The 16470-nt window shown below is 67.4% G+C and carries 14 protein-coding genes; 4 read left to right on the plus strand and 10 right to left on the minus strand.

Annotated elements, in window-relative coordinates; genetic code table 11:
- Positions 1-2: 2 nt before the first annotated feature.
- Positions 3-1166, minus strand: coding sequence for a steroid 3-ketoacyl-CoA thiolase (locus EGT67_RS19170; RefSeq protein ID WP_127917678.1), 1164 nt, complete (start codon positions 1164-1166; stop codon positions 3-5).
- A gap of 173 nt (positions 1167-1339) precedes the next feature.
- Here EGT67_RS19170 and EGT67_RS19175 point away from each other — a divergent pair, with 173 nt between their 5' ends.
- Positions 1340-2593: a cytochrome P450 gene (locus EGT67_RS19175; protein WP_127917679.1), complete on the plus strand. Its 1254-nt coding sequence runs from the start codon at positions 1340-1342 to the stop codon at positions 2591-2593.
- Positions 2594-2769: 176 nt separating this feature from the next.
- Here the strand turns inward: EGT67_RS19175 and EGT67_RS19180 are convergent, their stop codons facing one another.
- The 5 genes from EGT67_RS19180 to EGT67_RS19200 are packed head-to-tail and all read right to left on the minus strand — an operon-like array spanning position 2770 to position 7310.
- Positions 2770-3189, minus strand: a complete 420-nt coding sequence (locus EGT67_RS19180; protein WP_127917680.1) for a nuclear transport factor 2 family protein — start codon at positions 3187-3189, stop codon at positions 2770-2772.
- Positions 3190-3199: 10 nt separating this feature from the next.
- The gene (locus EGT67_RS19185; RefSeq protein WP_127917681.1) at positions 3200-4063 is read right to left on the minus strand and encodes a TIGR03619 family F420-dependent LLM class oxidoreductase; all 864 of its coding nucleotides are present in this window, start codon (positions 4061-4063) and stop codon (positions 3200-3202) included.
- Between the two features lie 14 nt (positions 4064-4077).
- Positions 4078-5253 (minus strand): thiolase domain-containing protein, encoded by a 1176-nt coding sequence (locus tag EGT67_RS19190; RefSeq protein WP_127917682.1) that lies wholly within the window; start codon positions 5251-5253, stop codon positions 4078-4080.
- A gap of 1 nt (position 5254) precedes the next feature.
- On the minus strand, positions 5255-6319 hold the full coding sequence (locus EGT67_RS19195; protein WP_127917683.1) for a thiolase domain-containing protein: 1065 nt from the start codon (positions 6317-6319) through the stop codon (positions 5255-5257).
- 13 nt (positions 6320-6332) lie between these two features.
- On the minus strand, positions 6333-7310 hold the full coding sequence (locus tag EGT67_RS19200; RefSeq protein ID WP_127917684.1) for a Zn-ribbon domain-containing OB-fold protein: 978 nt from the start codon (positions 7308-7310) through the stop codon (positions 6333-6335).
- Positions 7311-7383: 73 nt separating this feature from the next.
- On the opposite strand from EGT67_RS19200, the gene EGT67_RS19205 reads away from it, so the two are divergent.
- Positions 7384-8424: an LLM class F420-dependent oxidoreductase gene (locus EGT67_RS19205; RefSeq protein ID WP_127917685.1), complete on the plus strand. Its 1041-nt coding sequence runs from the start codon at positions 7384-7386 to the stop codon at positions 8422-8424.
- Positions 8425-8513: 89 nt separating this feature from the next.
- Here EGT67_RS19205 and EGT67_RS19210 read toward each other — a convergent pair whose 3' ends face one another.
- Positions 8514-9335 carry a crotonase/enoyl-CoA hydratase family protein gene (locus EGT67_RS19210; RefSeq protein ID WP_127917686.1) on the minus strand — a complete coding sequence of 274 codons (822 nt, stop codon included), beginning with the start codon at positions 9333-9335 and terminating at the stop codon, positions 8514-8516.
- Between the two features lie 79 nt (positions 9336-9414).
- On the opposite strand from EGT67_RS19210, the gene EGT67_RS19215 reads away from it, so the two are divergent.
- Positions 9415-11064 carry an acyl-CoA synthetase gene (locus EGT67_RS19215; RefSeq protein ID WP_127917687.1) on the plus strand — a complete coding sequence of 550 codons (1650 nt, stop codon included), beginning with the start codon at positions 9415-9417 and terminating at the stop codon, positions 11062-11064.
- Positions 11064-12176 carry an NAD(P)H-dependent flavin oxidoreductase gene (locus EGT67_RS19220; RefSeq protein ID WP_127917688.1) on the plus strand — a complete coding sequence of 371 codons (1113 nt, stop codon included), beginning with the start codon at positions 11064-11066 and terminating at the stop codon, positions 12174-12176. Before EGT67_RS19215 ends, EGT67_RS19220 begins: the two co-directional genes overlap by 1 nt.
- 64 nt (positions 12177-12240) lie before the next feature.
- Here the strand turns inward: EGT67_RS19220 and EGT67_RS19225 are convergent, their stop codons facing one another.
- From EGT67_RS19225 to EGT67_RS19235, 3 genes are all read right to left on the minus strand, one after another.
- Positions 12241-13872, minus strand: coding sequence for a long-chain-fatty-acid--CoA ligase (locus EGT67_RS19225; protein ID WP_127917689.1), 1632 nt, complete (start codon positions 13870-13872; stop codon positions 12241-12243).
- Between the two features lie 75 nt (positions 13873-13947).
- A complete protein-coding gene (locus EGT67_RS19230; RefSeq protein WP_127917690.1) occupies positions 13948-15069 on the minus strand; it encodes an acyl-CoA dehydrogenase family protein in 1122 nt (373 codons plus the stop codon).
- Between the two features lie 15 nt (positions 15070-15084).
- Entirely contained in the window at positions 15085-16266 is a 1182-nt protein-coding gene (locus EGT67_RS19235; RefSeq protein ID WP_127917691.1) for an acyl-CoA dehydrogenase family protein, read from the minus strand.
- Positions 16267-16470: the final 204 nt, after the last annotated feature.

A 16470-nucleotide genomic window follows, 5' to 3' on the forward strand; every position in this document is an offset into this window, starting at 1 on the left:
GATCAGATCCGCTCGATGATGGTGCCGGTGGCGAGAGCGCCACCCGCACACATCGTGATCAGCGCGGTCGATCCGTCGCGGCGCTCGAGTTCGTGCAGCGCGGTGGTGATCAGGCGAGAGCCGGTGCTGCCCACGGGATGTCCGAGCGCGAGCGCGCCGCCGTTGACGTTGACCTTGTCCATGTCGGGACCGTGGACCTGGGCCCACGACAGCGCCACGGACGCGAAGGCCTCGTTGACCTCGAACAGGTCCAGGTCGCCGATCTTCATGCCGGCCTTCTCGAGCACCCGCGACGTCGCCTGCACCGGGCCGTCGAGGTGGAACTCGGGCTCGGCGCCGACGAGGGCCTGGCTGACGATGCGGGCCCGCGGCTTCAGGCCGAGCGCGCGGGCGCGGTCCTCGTCCATGAGCATGACCGCGGCGGCGCCGTCGGAGATCTGCGACGACGTACCGGCGGTATGGGTGCCGCCCTCGAGGACCGGCTTGAGCTTGGCGAGCGACTCGGCGGTGGTGTCGCGCAGGCCCTGGTCGCGGCTGACGACGTTCATCTCCGACGTGGGCTGCTTGTCCTCGCCGATGACGGGCGCGGTGACCGGGACGATCTCGCGGTCGAAGCGGCCTTCGTCCCAGGCCTGCTTCGCGCGGGCCTGCGACTGCACGCCGAGGACCTCGAGATCCTCGCGGGTGAGGCCGCGGCGCTTTGCGATTCGCTCGGCGGCCTCGAACTGGTTGGGCAAGTCGATGTCCCACGACGCGGGCCGGCGCGGGCCCGCGTCGGTGCCGACGTTGGCGCCCAGGGGAACCTGGCTCATGGCCTCGACACCGCACGCGATGCCGATGTCGATCGCGCCGGTCGCGATGAGGCCGGCGATGAGGTGGTTGGCCTGCTGCGCGGAACCGCACTGGCAGTCGATGGTGGTGGCGCCGACCTGCCACGGCAGCCCCGCAGCGAGCCACGCGGTGCGGGTGACGTTGTTCGACTGCGCGCCGGCCTGCGTGACACACCCGCCGATGACCTGCTCGACCAGCACCGGGTCGATTCCTGCACGGTCTACGATGCCCTTTTGTGCGGCACCGAGGATCTCGGCCGCGTGCAGGCCGGACAGCCAGCCACCGCGCTTTCCGATCGGGGTGCGAACTGCCTCGACGATTACTGGTGTGCCCACGGTGGGTTCCTTTCACTAGCTTCTACGAAAAATAGAACAGGTTCTCCCCGTCAGGCAAGGACTGGGTGGGTGGATTTTTGCCTAATCTTTCCCTGATCGGCGCTCTGTGATTCAATGCATGTAGAACGTGTTCCACATCACTTCGCGGCTGGACGCGAGGGCAGGAGACAGCAGTGGCACAGCCCAACATTCCCGCAGGGTTCGACTTTACGGATCCCGACATCTACGCGCACCGACTCCCGGTCGAAGAGCTTGCCGAGGTTCGCAAGACGGAACCGGTGTACTGGGTCGAGCAGCCCGACGGCGTCGGCGGGTTCAACGACGGTGGCTACTGGTTGGTCACCCGGCACGAGGACATCCGCGACGTCTCGATGCGCAGCGATGTGTTCTCCACTTGGGAGAACACCGCGATCCCGCGCTTCAACGACGACATGGAGCGCGCGCAGATCGAACTCCAGCGGTTCGTGCTCCTCAACAAGGATGCGCCCGAGCACACCAAGCTGCGCAAGCTCGTCGCCCGCGGCTTCACGCCCCGTGCCATCAACGGGCTCAAGGCCGAGCTGAAGTCCCGCGCCGAGGCCATCGTCAAGGCCGCCGCTGCGGAGGGTAGCGGCGACTTCGTCACCCAGGTCGCTGCGGAGCTGCCGCTGCAGGCCATCGCCGAGCTCATCGGTGTGCCGCAGGAGGACCGTGGCAAGGTCTTCGAGTGGTCCAACCAGATGACCTCGTACGACGACCCCGAGTTCGCCGACATCGATCCGGCTGCCGCGTCGATGGAGATCCTCGGGTACGCGTACCAGATGGCGGAGGCCCGCAAGGCGAACCCGGCCAACGACCTGGTCACCACGCTCATCGAGGCGGACGTCGACGGTGACGTGCTCAGCCCCGAGGAGTTCGGCTTCTTCGTGATCGTGCTCGCGGTGGCCGGCAACGAGACCACCCGCAACGCCACCACGCACGGCATGAAGGCCTTCATGGACAACCCCGAGCAGTGGGAGCTGTTCAAGAAGGAACGTCCGAAGACCATGGCCGACGAGGTCATCCGCTGGGCCACCCCGGTCGCGTCGTTCCAGCGCACCGCGCTCGAGGACACCGAGATCGGCGGCGTGCAGATCAAGAAGGGCCAGCGCGTGGTGATGAGCTACGTCTCGGCGAACTTCGACGAGGACGTGTTCGAGAACCCGCACACCTTCGACATCACGCGTGATCCCAACCCGCACCTGTCGTTCGGCGGTACCGGTGCTCACTACTGCCTGGGCGCCAACCTCGCTCGGATGGAAATCGAGCTGATCTTCAACGCGATCGCCGACTTCCTCCCGGACATCACCGAGGCCGGTGACACCCGCCGCCTGCGGTCCGGCTGGCTCAACGGCATCAAGGAATACCAGGTCGACTACAAGACCTCGGGCTGCCCGGTCCAGCACTAGGCTCGAACCGCACACAGACGCGGTAGCGTCAGCGAGATCCCTCATCCCTCGCTGGCGCTATCGCTTTGTCCGGACTTGTTCGTGGATCTTCAGACACAAACGAGAGAGACACGGACACAACGAAAGTGGGGCGGTCACCGGAATCCGGTGACCGCCCCACTTTCGTGCTCCGGGACTCAGACCTTCTTCAGGGTCTTCATCGCACGCTCGACCTCCCAGAAGGCCCGCAGCGACTGCAGCTTGCCCTCGGCGTTGACGCGGTAGATGAACACACCCTCGGCATCGACCTGGTTGCCGGCGATGACCGTTCGGATCGAACCGATGTTGACGTTCTCGTCACCGCACACGAGCGAGTCGTTCACGATGAACTCGAGGGAGTCGGTGTTGGCGATCGTCATGTCGTAGAACTTCGAGATCGCCTCGCGCCCGTGGTGGCCCTTGCCCTCGGGATCGAAGCCCGACGGGCCGACCGGGTCTTCGACCCAGCCGTCCTCCGCGAACAGATCGAGCCACTCCTCCTTGCGCTTTCCGCTCGCGGCGGACTGCGACGCCTTCGCGGCGATCCGGGCCGGGTGCTCGGTTTCGGTTGTCGTCATGCTTCGCTCCCTAGTGGATGTACTGATCGGCGAACTTGCGCATCGAGTCCTGCTTGGCCTCGAGCGGTGCGTCGAACCCCAGACCGTCGAAGATCCACGGGATCACGATGTTGTCGGTGATGCCGGCCTCGGCCATCTGGGCGTAGCCGTCCTTGCCGAACCGGTCGATGCACACCGCCTGGATCTCGAAAGGCTGGTCGGCGCGGCCGTATTCGGCTCGCAACTCGTCGAGACGGGCCATCGTGGACACCAGGTCCTCGAACTTCATCATCGCCGACGTCCAGCCGTCGCCGACGCGTGCCGCGCGCTTGAGCGCGACCTCGGTGTGGCCGCCCACGTAGAACGGCACGGGCTTGCTCGGTGCCGGGCTCATCTGGAGCCGGTCGAAGTCGAAGAACTCGCCGTGGTACTCGACCATGCCGCCGGCCAGCACCAGCTTGATGATCTCGATCATCTCGTCGACGCGGGCGCCGCGCTTCTTGTACGGCGCGCCGCACCACTCGAACTCCTCCGGCGCCCAGCCGATCCCGACGCCGAACCCGAATCGGTTCCCGGTTAGATTCGCGACCGAACCCACCTGCCGCGCGAGCAGCAGGGGGTTGCGGGAACCGAGCTTGAGGACATTCGTGTAGAAACCGATGGTGCTGGTGACGGCGCCCATCGCGGCCGCCGCGATCAACGGGTCCACCCACGGCGTCTCGGCATTCCACATGCGCGAGCCGTCGGGGGTGTACGGGTAGTCCGCGGCGGCCGTCTCCATGAAGAACAGGGAGTCGGGCAGCGCTATGTTCGCGAAACCACACTCCTCCGCGGTCTGTGCCAGGGCGGTCAACTGATCCAGTGGGCTCATCGCGATGCCGACTGTGAACTTCATGGCGGGAACCTCTCCTAGTTGGTCGGACGGTCGGCGCCGACCACCCACATCGCGAAGTACTGCGAGCCGCCGCCGTAAGCGTGGCCGAACGCCTTACGGACGCTGTCGACCTGGTGGTCGCCGGCGCGCTCCATGACCTGCATCGCCGACTCGGCGTAGCGGATCATGCCGGACGCGCCGATCGGGTTGGACGAGAGCACGCCACCGGACGCGTTGACCGGCAGTTGTCCGCCGATCGCGGTCTCGCCGGCCTCGGTGAACTTCCAGCCCTCGCCCTCCGGCACGAACCCGAGATTCTCGAGCCACATCGGCTCGAACCACGAGAACGGCACGTAGATCTCGGCCTCGTCGATCTCGGTCAGCGGGTCGGTGATGCCCGCGGCCTTCCACAGCGCGGCCGAGGCGTCACGGCCGGCCTGCGGGTTCGCGACGTTGCGACCGGCGTACGACAGAGGCTCGGTGCGCATCGCGGTCGCGTGGATCCACGCCACCTTGCGGCCACCCGAGATGACCTCCTCCGCAGCGCTTTCGTTGCCGATGACGATCGCGCAGGCACCGTCCGAGGACGGACACGTCTCGTCGAAACGGATGGGGTCCCACAGCATCTGGGAGGCCATCACGGAATCGACGGTGATGTCGGGCTGCTTGAGGTGCGCGTACGGGTTCAGCGCGCCGTTGCGGCGGTCCTTCACGGCCACCATCGCGCCGATGTGGTCCGGGGCGCCCGAGCGGCGGATGTACGAGCGCACGTGCGGTGCGAAGAATCCGCCCGCGCCCGCGCCGACCGGCATCGTGAACGGCACCGGGGTGGACAGCGCCCACATCGCGTTGGACTCGGACTGCTTCTCCCACGACACCGCGAGCACCCGCTTGTGCACGCCGGCCTGGACCAGGCTGGCCGCGACGTTGCCGGTCGAGGCACCGACCGAGCCGGCGGTGTGCACGCGCAGCAGCGGCTTGCCGTGGGCGCCCAGCGCATCCGACATCGCGAGTTCGGGCATCATCGAGCCCTCGAACAGGTCGGGAGCCTTGCCGATGACGATGGCGTCGATGTCGTCCCAGCCCACGTGGGCGTCGGCCATCGCACGGTCGATCGCCTCGCGGACCATGCCGGCCATCGTGACGTCGTGTCGCTTGGCGACGTAGTAGGTCTGGCCGGTGCCGAGGACGGCGGCGAGTTGCTTGGCCATATCAGTTGCGTCCTTCCATGACGGCGACCAGGTTCTGCTGCAGCACAGGGCCACTGGTGGCGTGGGCGAGGACGCGCTGTGCGTCGCCGCTCATGATCGAGCGGGCCGCATGGCCGATGCGCTCGAGACCGCCGGAGAACATCGGGTTGCCGGTGAGGGGGCCACCCGACGGGTTGATCGTGGTGGCGTCGGTCAGGCCGATCGCCTCGCGCAGGATGATCTCCTGGTGCGTGAACGGCGCGTGCAGTTCGGCGACATCGATGTTCGACACGTCGCCACCCGTCGCGGCACGGGCCGCGGCGGCGGTGGACGGGGACGTCGTCAGGTCGCGCGAACCGATGTTGGGGGAGTCGATCCGGTGCTCGATGCCGGTGATCCACGCCGGGCGCTCGCACAGTTCGCGGGCACGGTCGCCGCGGGCCAGGATGATCGCGGCCGCACCGTCGGTGATCGGCGCGCAGTCGTGGGCCCGCAGGGGGTCCGCGACGTACTCGGACGCCAGTAGCGTCTCGATGTCGACGTCACCGGAGATCTGGGCGTCGGGGTTGGACTTCGCGGCGGCGCGGCTGCGCTGAGCGATAGCCGCCATCTGCTCGGCCGTCCATTTGCCGGCGTCCAGGCCGAGACGGGCCTGCAGGCCCGCGACCGAGACCGAGTCCGGCCACAGCGGCGACACCAGGTACGGATCCATCTGCATCGCGAGGATCTGGCGGAGGTTGCCGGCGGACGACTTGCCGAACCCGTACACGAGGGCGGTGTCGACCTCGCCGGTCATGAGCTTGACCCACGCCTCGTACAGCGCCCACGCGGCGTCCATCTCGACGTGCGACTCGTTGATCGGCGGCACGGCGCCGATCGAGTCGATCGCCGAGATGAACGAGAACGAGCGTCCGGCCAGGTAGTCGGAGGATCCGGAGCACCAGAATCCGATGTCGGACTTGGTGATTCCGAGGTCGGAGTACAGCTGCTGGAAACAGGGGACCAGCATCTCGACACCGTTGGTGGTGCCAGTGGTCTCGCGCACATGCGGGGCCTGTGCGAAGCCGACGACTGCAATGTCTGTCATGTTCTCGAGGCTCCTAGAGGTGGTGCTTGTAGCTGTCGTAGTCCGCGTCGGGCTCACCGCTCGGGCGGAAATGGGAGACGTTGCGGAGCGAGTACTCCCACTCCTCCTTCGGCCGCCACACGGCCTCCACGCGCATGCCCATCCGGACCTCGGCCGCGTCGACCTCGAGGATCAGGTGCAGGAACGGGATGTCGGCGCCGTCGAGCAGCACCCAGGCCGCGACGTACGGCGGCTTGATCTGCTGGCCCAGGAACGGCACGTTGACGATGCAGAACGTGGTGATGGTGCCCTTGTCGGACACCTCGACCTGCTCCTTGGTGGGGGTGCCGTCGGTGGGGTTCGCGCCGCGCGGCGGCACGTAGACCTTGCCGTTGGCGTCGGTGCGGCCGCCGATGATCTTGCCCTCCATCAGGCCGCGCAGGTAGTAGGTCTCCTCGAACGACGCGGTGTGCGTGTAGTGCAGGTCGATCGGGGTGACGATGTCGGTGACCGGATCGCCCGCGGAAACGGTTGCGGTGGAGTCGGAATCGCTCTCACCGGGCTCGAAGCACGCGATGTCCTGGATCCGGCCGGTGCGCTCGTCGGCCCAGCGGACGCGCACCCGCATCCCGGTGCTCATCGCGTCGGGGGATCCGGCGTCGACGGCGTGCAGGATCGAGGTGTCGGCGCCGTCGAGCTTCACCAGTGCCCACGCGAACGGGCGCGTCAGGGGCTGGCCCTCGATCGGCTCGGACATCCACGACCAGCTGACCACCGTGCCGGTGTCGGAGACGTCCACGAAGTCGGTCATCGGTTCGTGGGTCGCCGGGTCGAACTCCGGCGGCGGCACATGCACTCGGCCGTCGGAACCGCGGGCGCCGACGACCTTTCGGTCACGCAGAGCCGTCACGAACGCGCCGATGGTCGGTCCCAGCGATCGGGTGTAGTCGAATTTCAGATTAAGTGGTGCTCTCAGTGGCTGCTCGGCCACTCCGCTCTTTCCAGGGGTCACAGAATCGAGTAGAACAGGTTCTTATTACTGTGGCAAGAGTCACTGCGGATATGGGAAAACACGGAGGCACGCAATGAAGCTGGGGTTACAACTCGGGTACTGGGGTGCGCAGCCTCCGTTCAATGCGCAGGAGTTGGTGAACGAGGCCGACGCCTCCGGATTCGACGCCGTCTTCTCCGCTGAATCCTGGGGCAACGACGCCTTCACTCCGCTCGCGTGGTGGGGGTCGAGCACCGAGCGCATCCGGCTGGGCACGTCGGTGGCGCAGATGTCCGCTCGGACGCCGACGAACTGCGCCATGCACGCGCTGACGCTCGACCACCTCTCCGGTGGGCGTGCCATCCTCGGGCTGGGCGTGTCCGGACCGCAGGTCGTCGAGGGCTGGTACGGGCAGCCGTTCCAGAAGCCGTTGGCCCGCACTCGCGAGTACGTCTCGATCGTGCGTCAGGTCCTCGCCCGCGAGGGGGCGGTACGCAACGACGGGCCGCACTACCCGTTGCCGTACACCGGTCCGGGTTCGATGGGTCTCGGGAAGCCGCTCAAGCCGATCACGCACCCGCTGCGCGCGGATCTGCCGATCTGGCTCGGTGCGGAGGGACCCAAGAACGTCGCGCTGACGGCCGAGATCGCGGACGGTTGGCTGGCGATCTACTACACCCCGCGCCTGGCGCCGATGTACAACGAGTGGCTCGACGAGGGATTCGCGCGTCCCGGTGCACGGCGCAGTCGTGACGATTTCGAGATCGCCGCGACGTGCCAGGTCGTCGTCACCGACGATCGCCAGGCCGAGATCGACAAGCTGCGGCCGATCACCGCGCTGTACGTCGGCGGTATGGGTGCAGCCGAGATGAACTTCCACGCCCAGGTGTACACCCGCATGGGATACGGCGACGAGGTGAAGGAGATCCAGAAGCTGTTCCTGTCCGGTCGCAAGGAGGAAGCGGCCGCGATCGTGCCCGACCAGATGGTCACGGACACGATGATCATCGGCAACGTCGACGAGGTCCGCACTCAGGTCAAGGAGTGGGAGGACGCCGGCGTCACGATGCTGCTGGTGACGTGCCGCAGCGTCGAGCACATGCGCGAGCTCGCCGCGGCTGTCGGTACCGTCTGATCCCCGGAACATGAACGGCGCGGGCCGTGGTGGACTTGCCACCACGGCCCGCGCCGTTTCTGCGCGGCTGTCGGGCCGCGCGCCGTCTGCTACTTGCCGGTGAACTTGGGGGCACGCTTCTCGGCGAACGAGCGCGGACCCTCCTTGGCGTCGTCGCTCTTGAAGACCGCCATGCCGATCTGGGCCTCGAGCGCGAACGCCTCCTCCTCGTGCATCCCCTCGGTGACGCGGATGGTCTTCAGGATCGCCTGCACCGCGATGGGGCCGTTGGCAGCGATCTGCTCGGCGATCTCGAGTGCCTTGTCGAGCGCCTGGCCGTCGGGGACGACGTGGCCGACGAGGCCCAGTTCCTTGGCCTCGGGGGCGGGTACCGTCCGGCCGGTCAGCAGGATCTCCGCGGCGACGGTGTAGGGGATCTGGCGCACCAGGCGGACCGCGGATCCACCGAGCGGGAACAGCCCGAGGCGGGCTTCGGAGACACCGAACCGGGCGCTCTCGCCGGCGACGCGGATGTCGGTGCCCTGCAGGATCTCGGTGCCGCCCGCGATGGCAGGACCCTCGACGGCGGCGATGAGCGGCTTGGTGAGACGGCGGCCCTTCAGCAGGGCGGGCAGCCGGGTCACGTCCATTCCGCCCGAGAACTTGTCACCCGGCGCGTTGCGGTTCATCTCCTTGAGATCCATTCCGGCGCAGAACGTGCCCCCGGCGCCGGTGAGAATCGCGACCCGGATGTCGGGATCGGAGTCGATCTGGTCCCAGGCGTCGACCATGATCTCCATCATCTCGCCGGAGAGCGCGTTGCGGGCCTCGGGGCGGTTCATCGTCACGATCAGGACGTGGCCGCGCTTCTCGACCAAGCAGTGGGGCGATTTCGCCGAAACGTCTGTATTTTCCGCGGTTCCGGTGGACACTGGCAACTCCCGATATGTGTGTGAGCTGAGTCTCTAATTGGGTCTTGTCAGCGACAGTAACACGTTCTACTTTGTTGACGTGGCCATTAATATCGCAGACCTTGTAGAGCACTCGATCGACCTCAATCCGGACCGTCTCGCCCTGGTGGACGCCGACCGTGAAGTGACGTTCGCGCAACTGGAGGAGAAGGCCAACCGTCTGGCCAACTACCTGCGGGATCAGGGCGTCGAGCCGGGCGACAAGGTGGGCATCTACAGCCGCAACACCATCGAGGCGATCGTGACGATGGTCGCGGTGTTCAAGGCCCGCGCCATCATGGTCAACGTCAACTACCGCTATGTCGAGAACGAGTTGCAGTACATCTTCGAAAACTCGGACATGGTTGCGCTCATCCACGAGCGCCGCTACTCGGACAAGGTCGCGGGCGTCCTGCCGAACACCCCGCTCGTCAAGACGGCCATCGTCGTCGAGGACGGCACGGATCTCGACTACTCGTCGTACGGCGGCGTCGAGTTCGAGCAGGCGCTGTCGCAGGGGTCGCCCGAACGCAACTTCGGTGAGCGCAGTCCCGACGACATCTTCATCCTCTACACCGGTGGCACCACCGGCATGCCCAAGGGCGTCATGTGGCGGCACGAGGACTGGTGGCGTGTGCTGGGCGGCGGCGTCAACTTCGTCACCGGCGAGTACCTCGAGGACGAGTGGGAGATGGCGAAGCTCGGGGCCGCCAACCCTGCGATGGTCCGCTTCCCGATTCCTCCGATGATCCACGGTGGGTCCCAGTCGGCCGTGTTCCACAGCCTCTTCGGCGGCGGCACGCTCGTGATGCATCCCGAGTTCGACGGGCACGAGGTGTGGCAGGTCATCGACCGGCACAAGGTCAACCTCATCTTCATCACCGGTGACGCGATGGCGCGCCCGATGATCGACGCGCTCGTCGCGGGAAACCCGGAGACCGGTGAGCCGTACGACCTTTCGTCGCTGTACGTGATCGCCAGCAGCGCGGCGCTGTTCTCGCCGGCGCTCAAGGAGCAGTTCCTCGACCTGCTGCCGAACCGTCTGCTCACCGACTCGATCGGCTCCTCCGAGACCGGCTTCGGTGGTCTGGCCACCATCACCAAGGGCTTCGCGCACACCGGCGGTCCGCGGGTGAAGATCGACGCCGCCACCGTCGTCATCGACGACGAGGGCATCCCGGTCGTGCCCGGTTCCGGACAGGTCGGCATGCTCGCCCGTAGCGGCCACATCCCCCTCGGCTACTACAAGGACGAGGAGAAGACCAAGGCGACATTCAAGGTCCTCAACGGAATTCGCTACTCGATCCCGGGCGACTACGCCACGGTCGAGGAGGACGGCACCGTCACGATGCTCGGACGCGGATCGGTCTCGATCAACAGCGGCGGCGAGAAGATCTACCCCGAGGAGGTCGAGGGCGCCGTCAAGACGCATCCCGACGTCTTCGACGTCCTCGTCGTCGGCGTGCCCGACGAGCGCTGGGGCAACCGCGTCGCGGCCGTCGTCGCGCCGCGTCCCGGCACGCGCCCGAGCCTGGCCGACATCGTCGACGCGGCCCGCAAGGAGATCGCCGGCTACAAGGTGCCGCGCAGCCTGTGGCTGGTCGAGGAGATCAAGCGTTCGCCGGCCGGCAAGCCCGATTACAAGTGGGCCACCGCGCAGACCCAGTCGCGCGAGGCCGACGACCATCTCACCAACGGCAAGGACGCTTGATGCGCACCGATCTCGCCCAGAAGTTCGGTATCCAGTACCCGATCTTCGGCTTCACTCCGTCCGAGCATGTGGCCGCGGCGATCTCGCGGGCCGGTGGGCTCGGCGTCCTCGGCTGTGTCCGGTTCAACGACCCCGACGAGCTCGAGGCCACCCTCACCTGGATGGACGAGAACACCGACGGCAAGCCGTACGGCGTCGACATCGTGATGCCGGCCAAGGTGCCCACCGAGGGTGCCGCCGTCGACCTCGACAAGCTCATCCCGGCCGAGCACCGCGCGTTCGTCAACCGCACGCTCGACGAACTCGGTGTCCCGCCGCTGTCCGACGACGTCGAGCACGCGACCGGCGTCCTCGGGTGGCTCCACTCGGTGGCACGTTCGCATGTCGACGTCGCGCTGAACCACCGGATCGCGTTGATCGCCAACGCTCTCGGCTCGCCGCCGAAGGACGTCATCGATCTGGCGCACGAGAAGGGTGTTCCGGTCGCGGCCCTCGCGGGTGCGGTCGAACACGCCCGCAGCCATGTCGAGAACGGCGTGGACATCGTCATCGCGCAGGGCTACGAGGCCGGTGGCCACACCGGAGAGATCGCCTCGATGGTGCTCGTGCCGGAGATCGTCGACGCGATCGGTGACACCGCGGGTGTCCTCGCCGCCGGGGGTATCGGCAGCGGCCGCCAGGTCGCCGCCGCCCTCGCGCTCGGTGCGTCCGGCGTGTGGATGGGCTCGTACTGGCTCACCACCAGCGAGTACAAGCTCGGCAGCGCCGCCGACGGCCCGTCGTCGATCCAGCGTGCGCTGCTGCACGCGTCGTCGGCGGACACGGTCCGCTCGCGGATCTACTCCGGCAAGCCCGCCCGACTGCTCAAGACCAAGTGGACCGACGCGTGGTCCAAGCCCGACGCGCCCGAGCCGCTCCCGATGCCGCTGCAGAACATCCTCGTCAGCGAGGCACACCAGCGCATCTCCGCGGGCAACGACCCCGAGGTCGTCGCCATGCCGGTCGGTCAGATCGTCGGTCGGATGAACGAGATCCGCCCGGTCGCCGAGATCATGGCGGAGCTGGTGGAGGAGTTCGAGTCGACGGTCGCGCGCCTCGACGGACTGAAGTAGACCCTCTCGCTCGAGAGCTCGCGCCCGGAACGGATCGTTCCGGGCGCGAGCTCTTTCGGCGTGATCAGGCGTTCGCCGTCTGCCGTTCCAGCGTGAGCGCGAGTTCCGGTGTGAGGAGCTCGAACTCGTCCTGGCCCCGCTCGCGTACCCATACTGGGTCGGCGCAGTGCCAGCGTTCGGCGCTCAGGGTGCGGGTGACCACCTTGAACGTCGCGGTCCGCGGGAACTCGCTGCACACACGCACCAGCGTCGGCCGCTGCTTCGGGCCGAGATCCGGCTGTTCGTCCACGAAGCGCGCGAACGCGACGGGGTCGAAATCGGTGACGTCCCCGGCGGGAATCACGGCGGCCATCACCCGGTCACCGACCTCACGGTCCGGCACCGCGTACACCGACACCTGGGCGAACCCGGGGTAGCGGATCAGGATGCGCTCGATGGGGGCGGCGCCGAGGTTCTCGCCGTCGACCCGCAGCCACCCCGAGCTGCGGCCCGCGAAGTACACGAACCCGTCGGCGTCCCGGTACGCCTGGTCGCCGCTCCAGTACATGCCGTCCCGCAGACGCTCGGCGTCGGCGGCAGGATTCTTGTAGTAGCCGGCGAACGCCCCGGCGCCCGTGACGTTCACCATCTCGCCGGTGGCTTCCTCGGCGTTGACGAGCCGCCCCTGTGCGTCGAACTCGGCCACGGGACAGACGGTTCCGGTGTCGGGATTGCGGATCTCGATGTTCGCCGGCAGTAGACCGAGGGCGCCGGCCGGGGCATCGGGGTGCGCCGAGATGGACACGCCGCCCTCGGTGGACCCGAACCCGTCGACCACCCGGGTGCCGAAGCGGCGGGCGAACTCCCGGACCACCGGTGCGGAACCCTCGTTGCCGTACATGATCTTCAGCGTGTTGTCCGCGTCGTCGGGGAGTTCGGGGGTGGCCAGGATGAAGGACAGCGGCTTGCCGACATAGTTGGCGTACGTGACACCGTATCGGCGCACGTCGGGTAGGAAGCCCGACGCGGAGAACTTGCGGCGGAACGCGATCCCCGTGCGGCCGTGCAGTGCGACGGCCCACGCGGCCATCATCGCGTTGGAGTGGAACATCGGCATCGACATGTACACGACGTCGTCGGAATCGAGGCCGAACCGGTCGGCGAGCATGACACCCGGATCGGCGATCTTGCCGTGGGTGCAGCGCACGGCCTTGGGGTCGCCGCTGGTGCCGGAGGTGAAGATGAGCATGAGCAGGTCGTCGGGCTGTGCCGCGGCCGGAACGGCCGGGCTGCCGACGAACGGCGCGAGCATCTCGTCCCAGTCCGGCGAGTCGACGTTGACCACCCGGACGCCGGCGAGGTCCAGCCCGTCCAGCAGTTGGGCCTGACTGTTCTCGGTGAAGACGATCTGGCAGTCGGCCAGGGCGATGTCGCGGGCGAGCGCCTCGCCGCGACGGGTGGTGTTCAGGCCGGCGACGACGGCGCCCGAGAAGGCGGCTGCGCCGACAAGGGAGGAGAACTCCGGGATGTTGTCCATCAGGACGCCGAAGTGCCGTGGACGCTCCGGATCGAGCAGTGTATTCAGAAGAGCCGCACGGTCGTACATTCCGTGGACGTGATCCGTCCACGGAATGTACGCATCCTCGAATCGGATTCCGTGCGTGTCGACGTCGCAAAGCTGCTCGAGCAGATCCGCGACGGTGGGAGTCACTGTCATGCCCACATCATGTCCTGTGTGACGCCCGTCATGTTTGATCATTTCACTGTGTGGGACTGCTTGTGTGCGTGTCGGTTACGCGGGCGTCGCGGCCAGCTCGGCGCCGAGGCGACGCAGCTGGTCGGTCGCGGAACCGAGCAGGAACTCCTGGCGCTTGGCGGCGAGGAAGTACCGGTGCACCGGGTGGTCCTCGTCGAGCCCGACGCCGCCGTGGACGTGAACGACGGTGTGGGCGACCCGGTGGCCGGCATCCGCCGCCCAGAACTTGGCGGTCTCGATCTCTCCCTCGATCGGCAGACCCTCGGCGAGGCGGAAGGCGGCCTGCCACAGCGTCAGTCGAACACCCTTGACGTCGATGTAGCCGTCGGCGAGGCGCTGTGCCACGGCCTGGAAGCTGCCGATCGGACGGTCGAACTGCACGCGCTCACGGCCGTACTCGGCGGTCATCTTCAGCGCCTGGTCGAGCACGCCGAACTGGAACGCGCTCGAACCGACGGCGCCGCGGTCGAGGATCCAGTCGACGATCTCAGCGCCGCGCTCGACCGTACCGAGCACGCGGTCCGCGCCGACGCGGACGTCGGTGAACTCGACGATGCCGGTGCAGCCGAAGTCCGTCGTCTGCTGGCGGGTGACCGAGACACCGGCGTCGCCGGCCTCGACGAGGAACACCGCGGTGCCGTCGTCGGTCGCTGCCGGGACGAGGAACAGGTCCGCGACCGGTGCGCCGTCGACGACGATCTTGGTGCCGCGCAGCGTCCACCCGTCCGCCGTCCGCTCGGCCCGGGTGACCGGCGCCGCGGGGTTGTCGTTGAGTTCCTCGGCGAGTGCGACGGCGAGAACCTTCGAACCGGCGCCCGCCGGGGCGGCCCACTCCGAACGCTGTGCGTCCGAACCGAACTCGGCGATCGCGCCGGCGGCCATGACGACCGACGTCAGGTAGGGCACGGGAGCGACGCCGCGGCCCAGCTCGATCAGGATGCTGGCCTGCTCGAGGATGCCGAAGCCGTCACCTCCGACGGACTCGGGCAGCGCGGCGCTGAGCACTCCGGACGTTGCCAGGGCGTCCCACAGCTTGCGATCGAAGCGGTCCTCGGCGGAGTCGAGTTCGCGCAGACGCTCGTTGGTGACGATGTCGGAGACGATGCCGCCCGTGAGGCCGGCCAGATCGTTCTGGGCCTCGGTGAGAGTGAAGTCCATGTTGGTCGTCCTTCCTTATCGCTTCGATGCCGGCTGGCCGAGGGCGGTCATCGCGATGATGTCGCGCTGGACTTCGTTGGTGCCGCCACCGAACGTGAGGATCAGTGCCGAGCGGTGCATCCGCTCGATTCGTCCGCGGAGCAGGACGCCGGCGGAGTTCTGGCGGATGGTGGCCGACGGGCCCAGGATCTCCATGAGCAGGCGGTACGCCTCGGTCGCGAACTCGGTGCCGAAGACCTTGTTCGCGGACGCGGCCTCGGGACCGGGCGCGTGGTCCTCGGCGGACGCGATCTCCCAGTTCATGAGCTTCAAGTACTCGGTCTTGGCGTGGACCCGGGCGAGATTGATCTGCACCCACTCCTGGTCGATCACCCGGCGGCCGTCGGCCAGCTTGGTGTTCTGCGCCCACTCCCGCACTTCCTGCAGCGCGGTCATGATCGGGCCAGCGGAGGTGAGTGCGACGCGCTCGTGGTTGAGCTGGTTGGTCACCAGGCGCCAGCCGCCGTTCTCCTCGCCCACGAGGGAGGTCTGCGGCACTCGGACGTCCTGGTAGTAGGTGGCGCTGGTGTCCGGGCCCGCCATCGTGTGGACCGGGGTGTACGAGAAGCCCTCGGCCGTGGTCGGCACGATGAGCATGCTGATGCCGCGGTGCTTCTTGGCGTTCGGATCGGTGCGGCACGCCAGCCACACGTAGTCGGCGTACTGGATGAGGCTGGTCCACATCTTCTGGCCGTTGATGACGTAGTCGTCACCGTCCTTGACCGCGGAGGTGCGCAGCGACGCGAGGTCGGTGCCGGCTCCGGGCTCGGAGTAGCCGATCGAGAAGTGCAGCTCGCCTGCCGAGATCTTGGGCAGGAAGAACGCCTTCTGCTCGGGGGTGCCGAAATGCATGATGGTCGGCGCGACCGAATTGATGGTCAGGAAGGGGACCGGGGCGCCCGCGATCGCAGCCTCGTCGGTGAAGATGAGCTGTTCCATCGCGGACCGCTCCTGGCCGCCGTACTCCTTGGGCCAGCCGAGCGTCAGCCAGCCGTCCTGGCCCATCTGCTGGACGACCTCGCGGTAGACGTTTCCTTCGCCGTACTCGCCGGTCGTAGCCGCAAGCGCCTCGCGACGCTCCGGGGTCATCAATTTCGCAAAGTAGCTACGCAATTCCTCCCGCAGCTGCTGCTGCTGCGGGGTGTAGGTGATATCCACGCTGTCTCTCCGTTCCAGGGCTATCGTCGGCGCTGCTTCGTCCGATCTGGCACTGGTTTCTGGAATGATCGCGAACACGGCTGATCTGGTTCGAGGCTGTGACAGCGGCCGTTCCGTCACCGGTGCCGATCGTGCGTTCGGCGCGTCGAGGATGGTTGTCCGAATCATTGCACAGCGGTGAAACGGGTTCTAGTCTTATGGCGG

Source organism: Prescottella agglutinans (assembly GCF_004011865.1).
GTDB classification, from domain to species: domain Bacteria; phylum Actinomycetota; class Actinomycetes; order Mycobacteriales; family Mycobacteriaceae; genus Prescottella; species Prescottella agglutinans.

Coding starts and splice junctions, on each gene's coding strand:
- EGT67_RS19180 (WP_127917680.1), bottom strand. CDS start 3,189: ATGACGACAACCGAAACCGAGCACCCGGCCCGGATCGCCGCGAAGGCG.
- EGT67_RS19190 (WP_127917682.1), bottom strand. CDS start 5,253: ATGGCCAAGCAACTCGCCGCCGTCCTCGGCACCGGCCAGACCTACTAC.
- EGT67_RS19195 (WP_127917683.1), bottom strand. CDS start 6,319: ATGACAGACATTGCAGTCGTCGGCTTCGCACAGGCCCCGCATGTGCGC.
- EGT67_RS19220 (WP_127917688.1), top strand. CDS start 11,064: ATGCGCACCGATCTCGCCCAGAAGTTCGGTATCCAGTACCCGATCTTC.
- EGT67_RS19205 (WP_127917685.1), top strand. CDS start 7,384: ATGAAGCTGGGGTTACAACTCGGGTACTGGGGTGCGCAGCCTCCGTTC.
- EGT67_RS19225 (WP_127917689.1), bottom strand. CDS start 13,872: ATGACAGTGACTCCCACCGTCGCGGATCTGCTCGAGCAGCTTTGCGAC.
- EGT67_RS19185 (WP_127917681.1), bottom strand. CDS start 4,063: ATGAAGTTCACAGTCGGCATCGCGATGAGCCCACTGGATCAGTTGACC.
- EGT67_RS19230 (WP_127917690.1), bottom strand. CDS start 15,069: ATGGACTTCACTCTCACCGAGGCCCAGAACGATCTGGCCGGCCTCACG.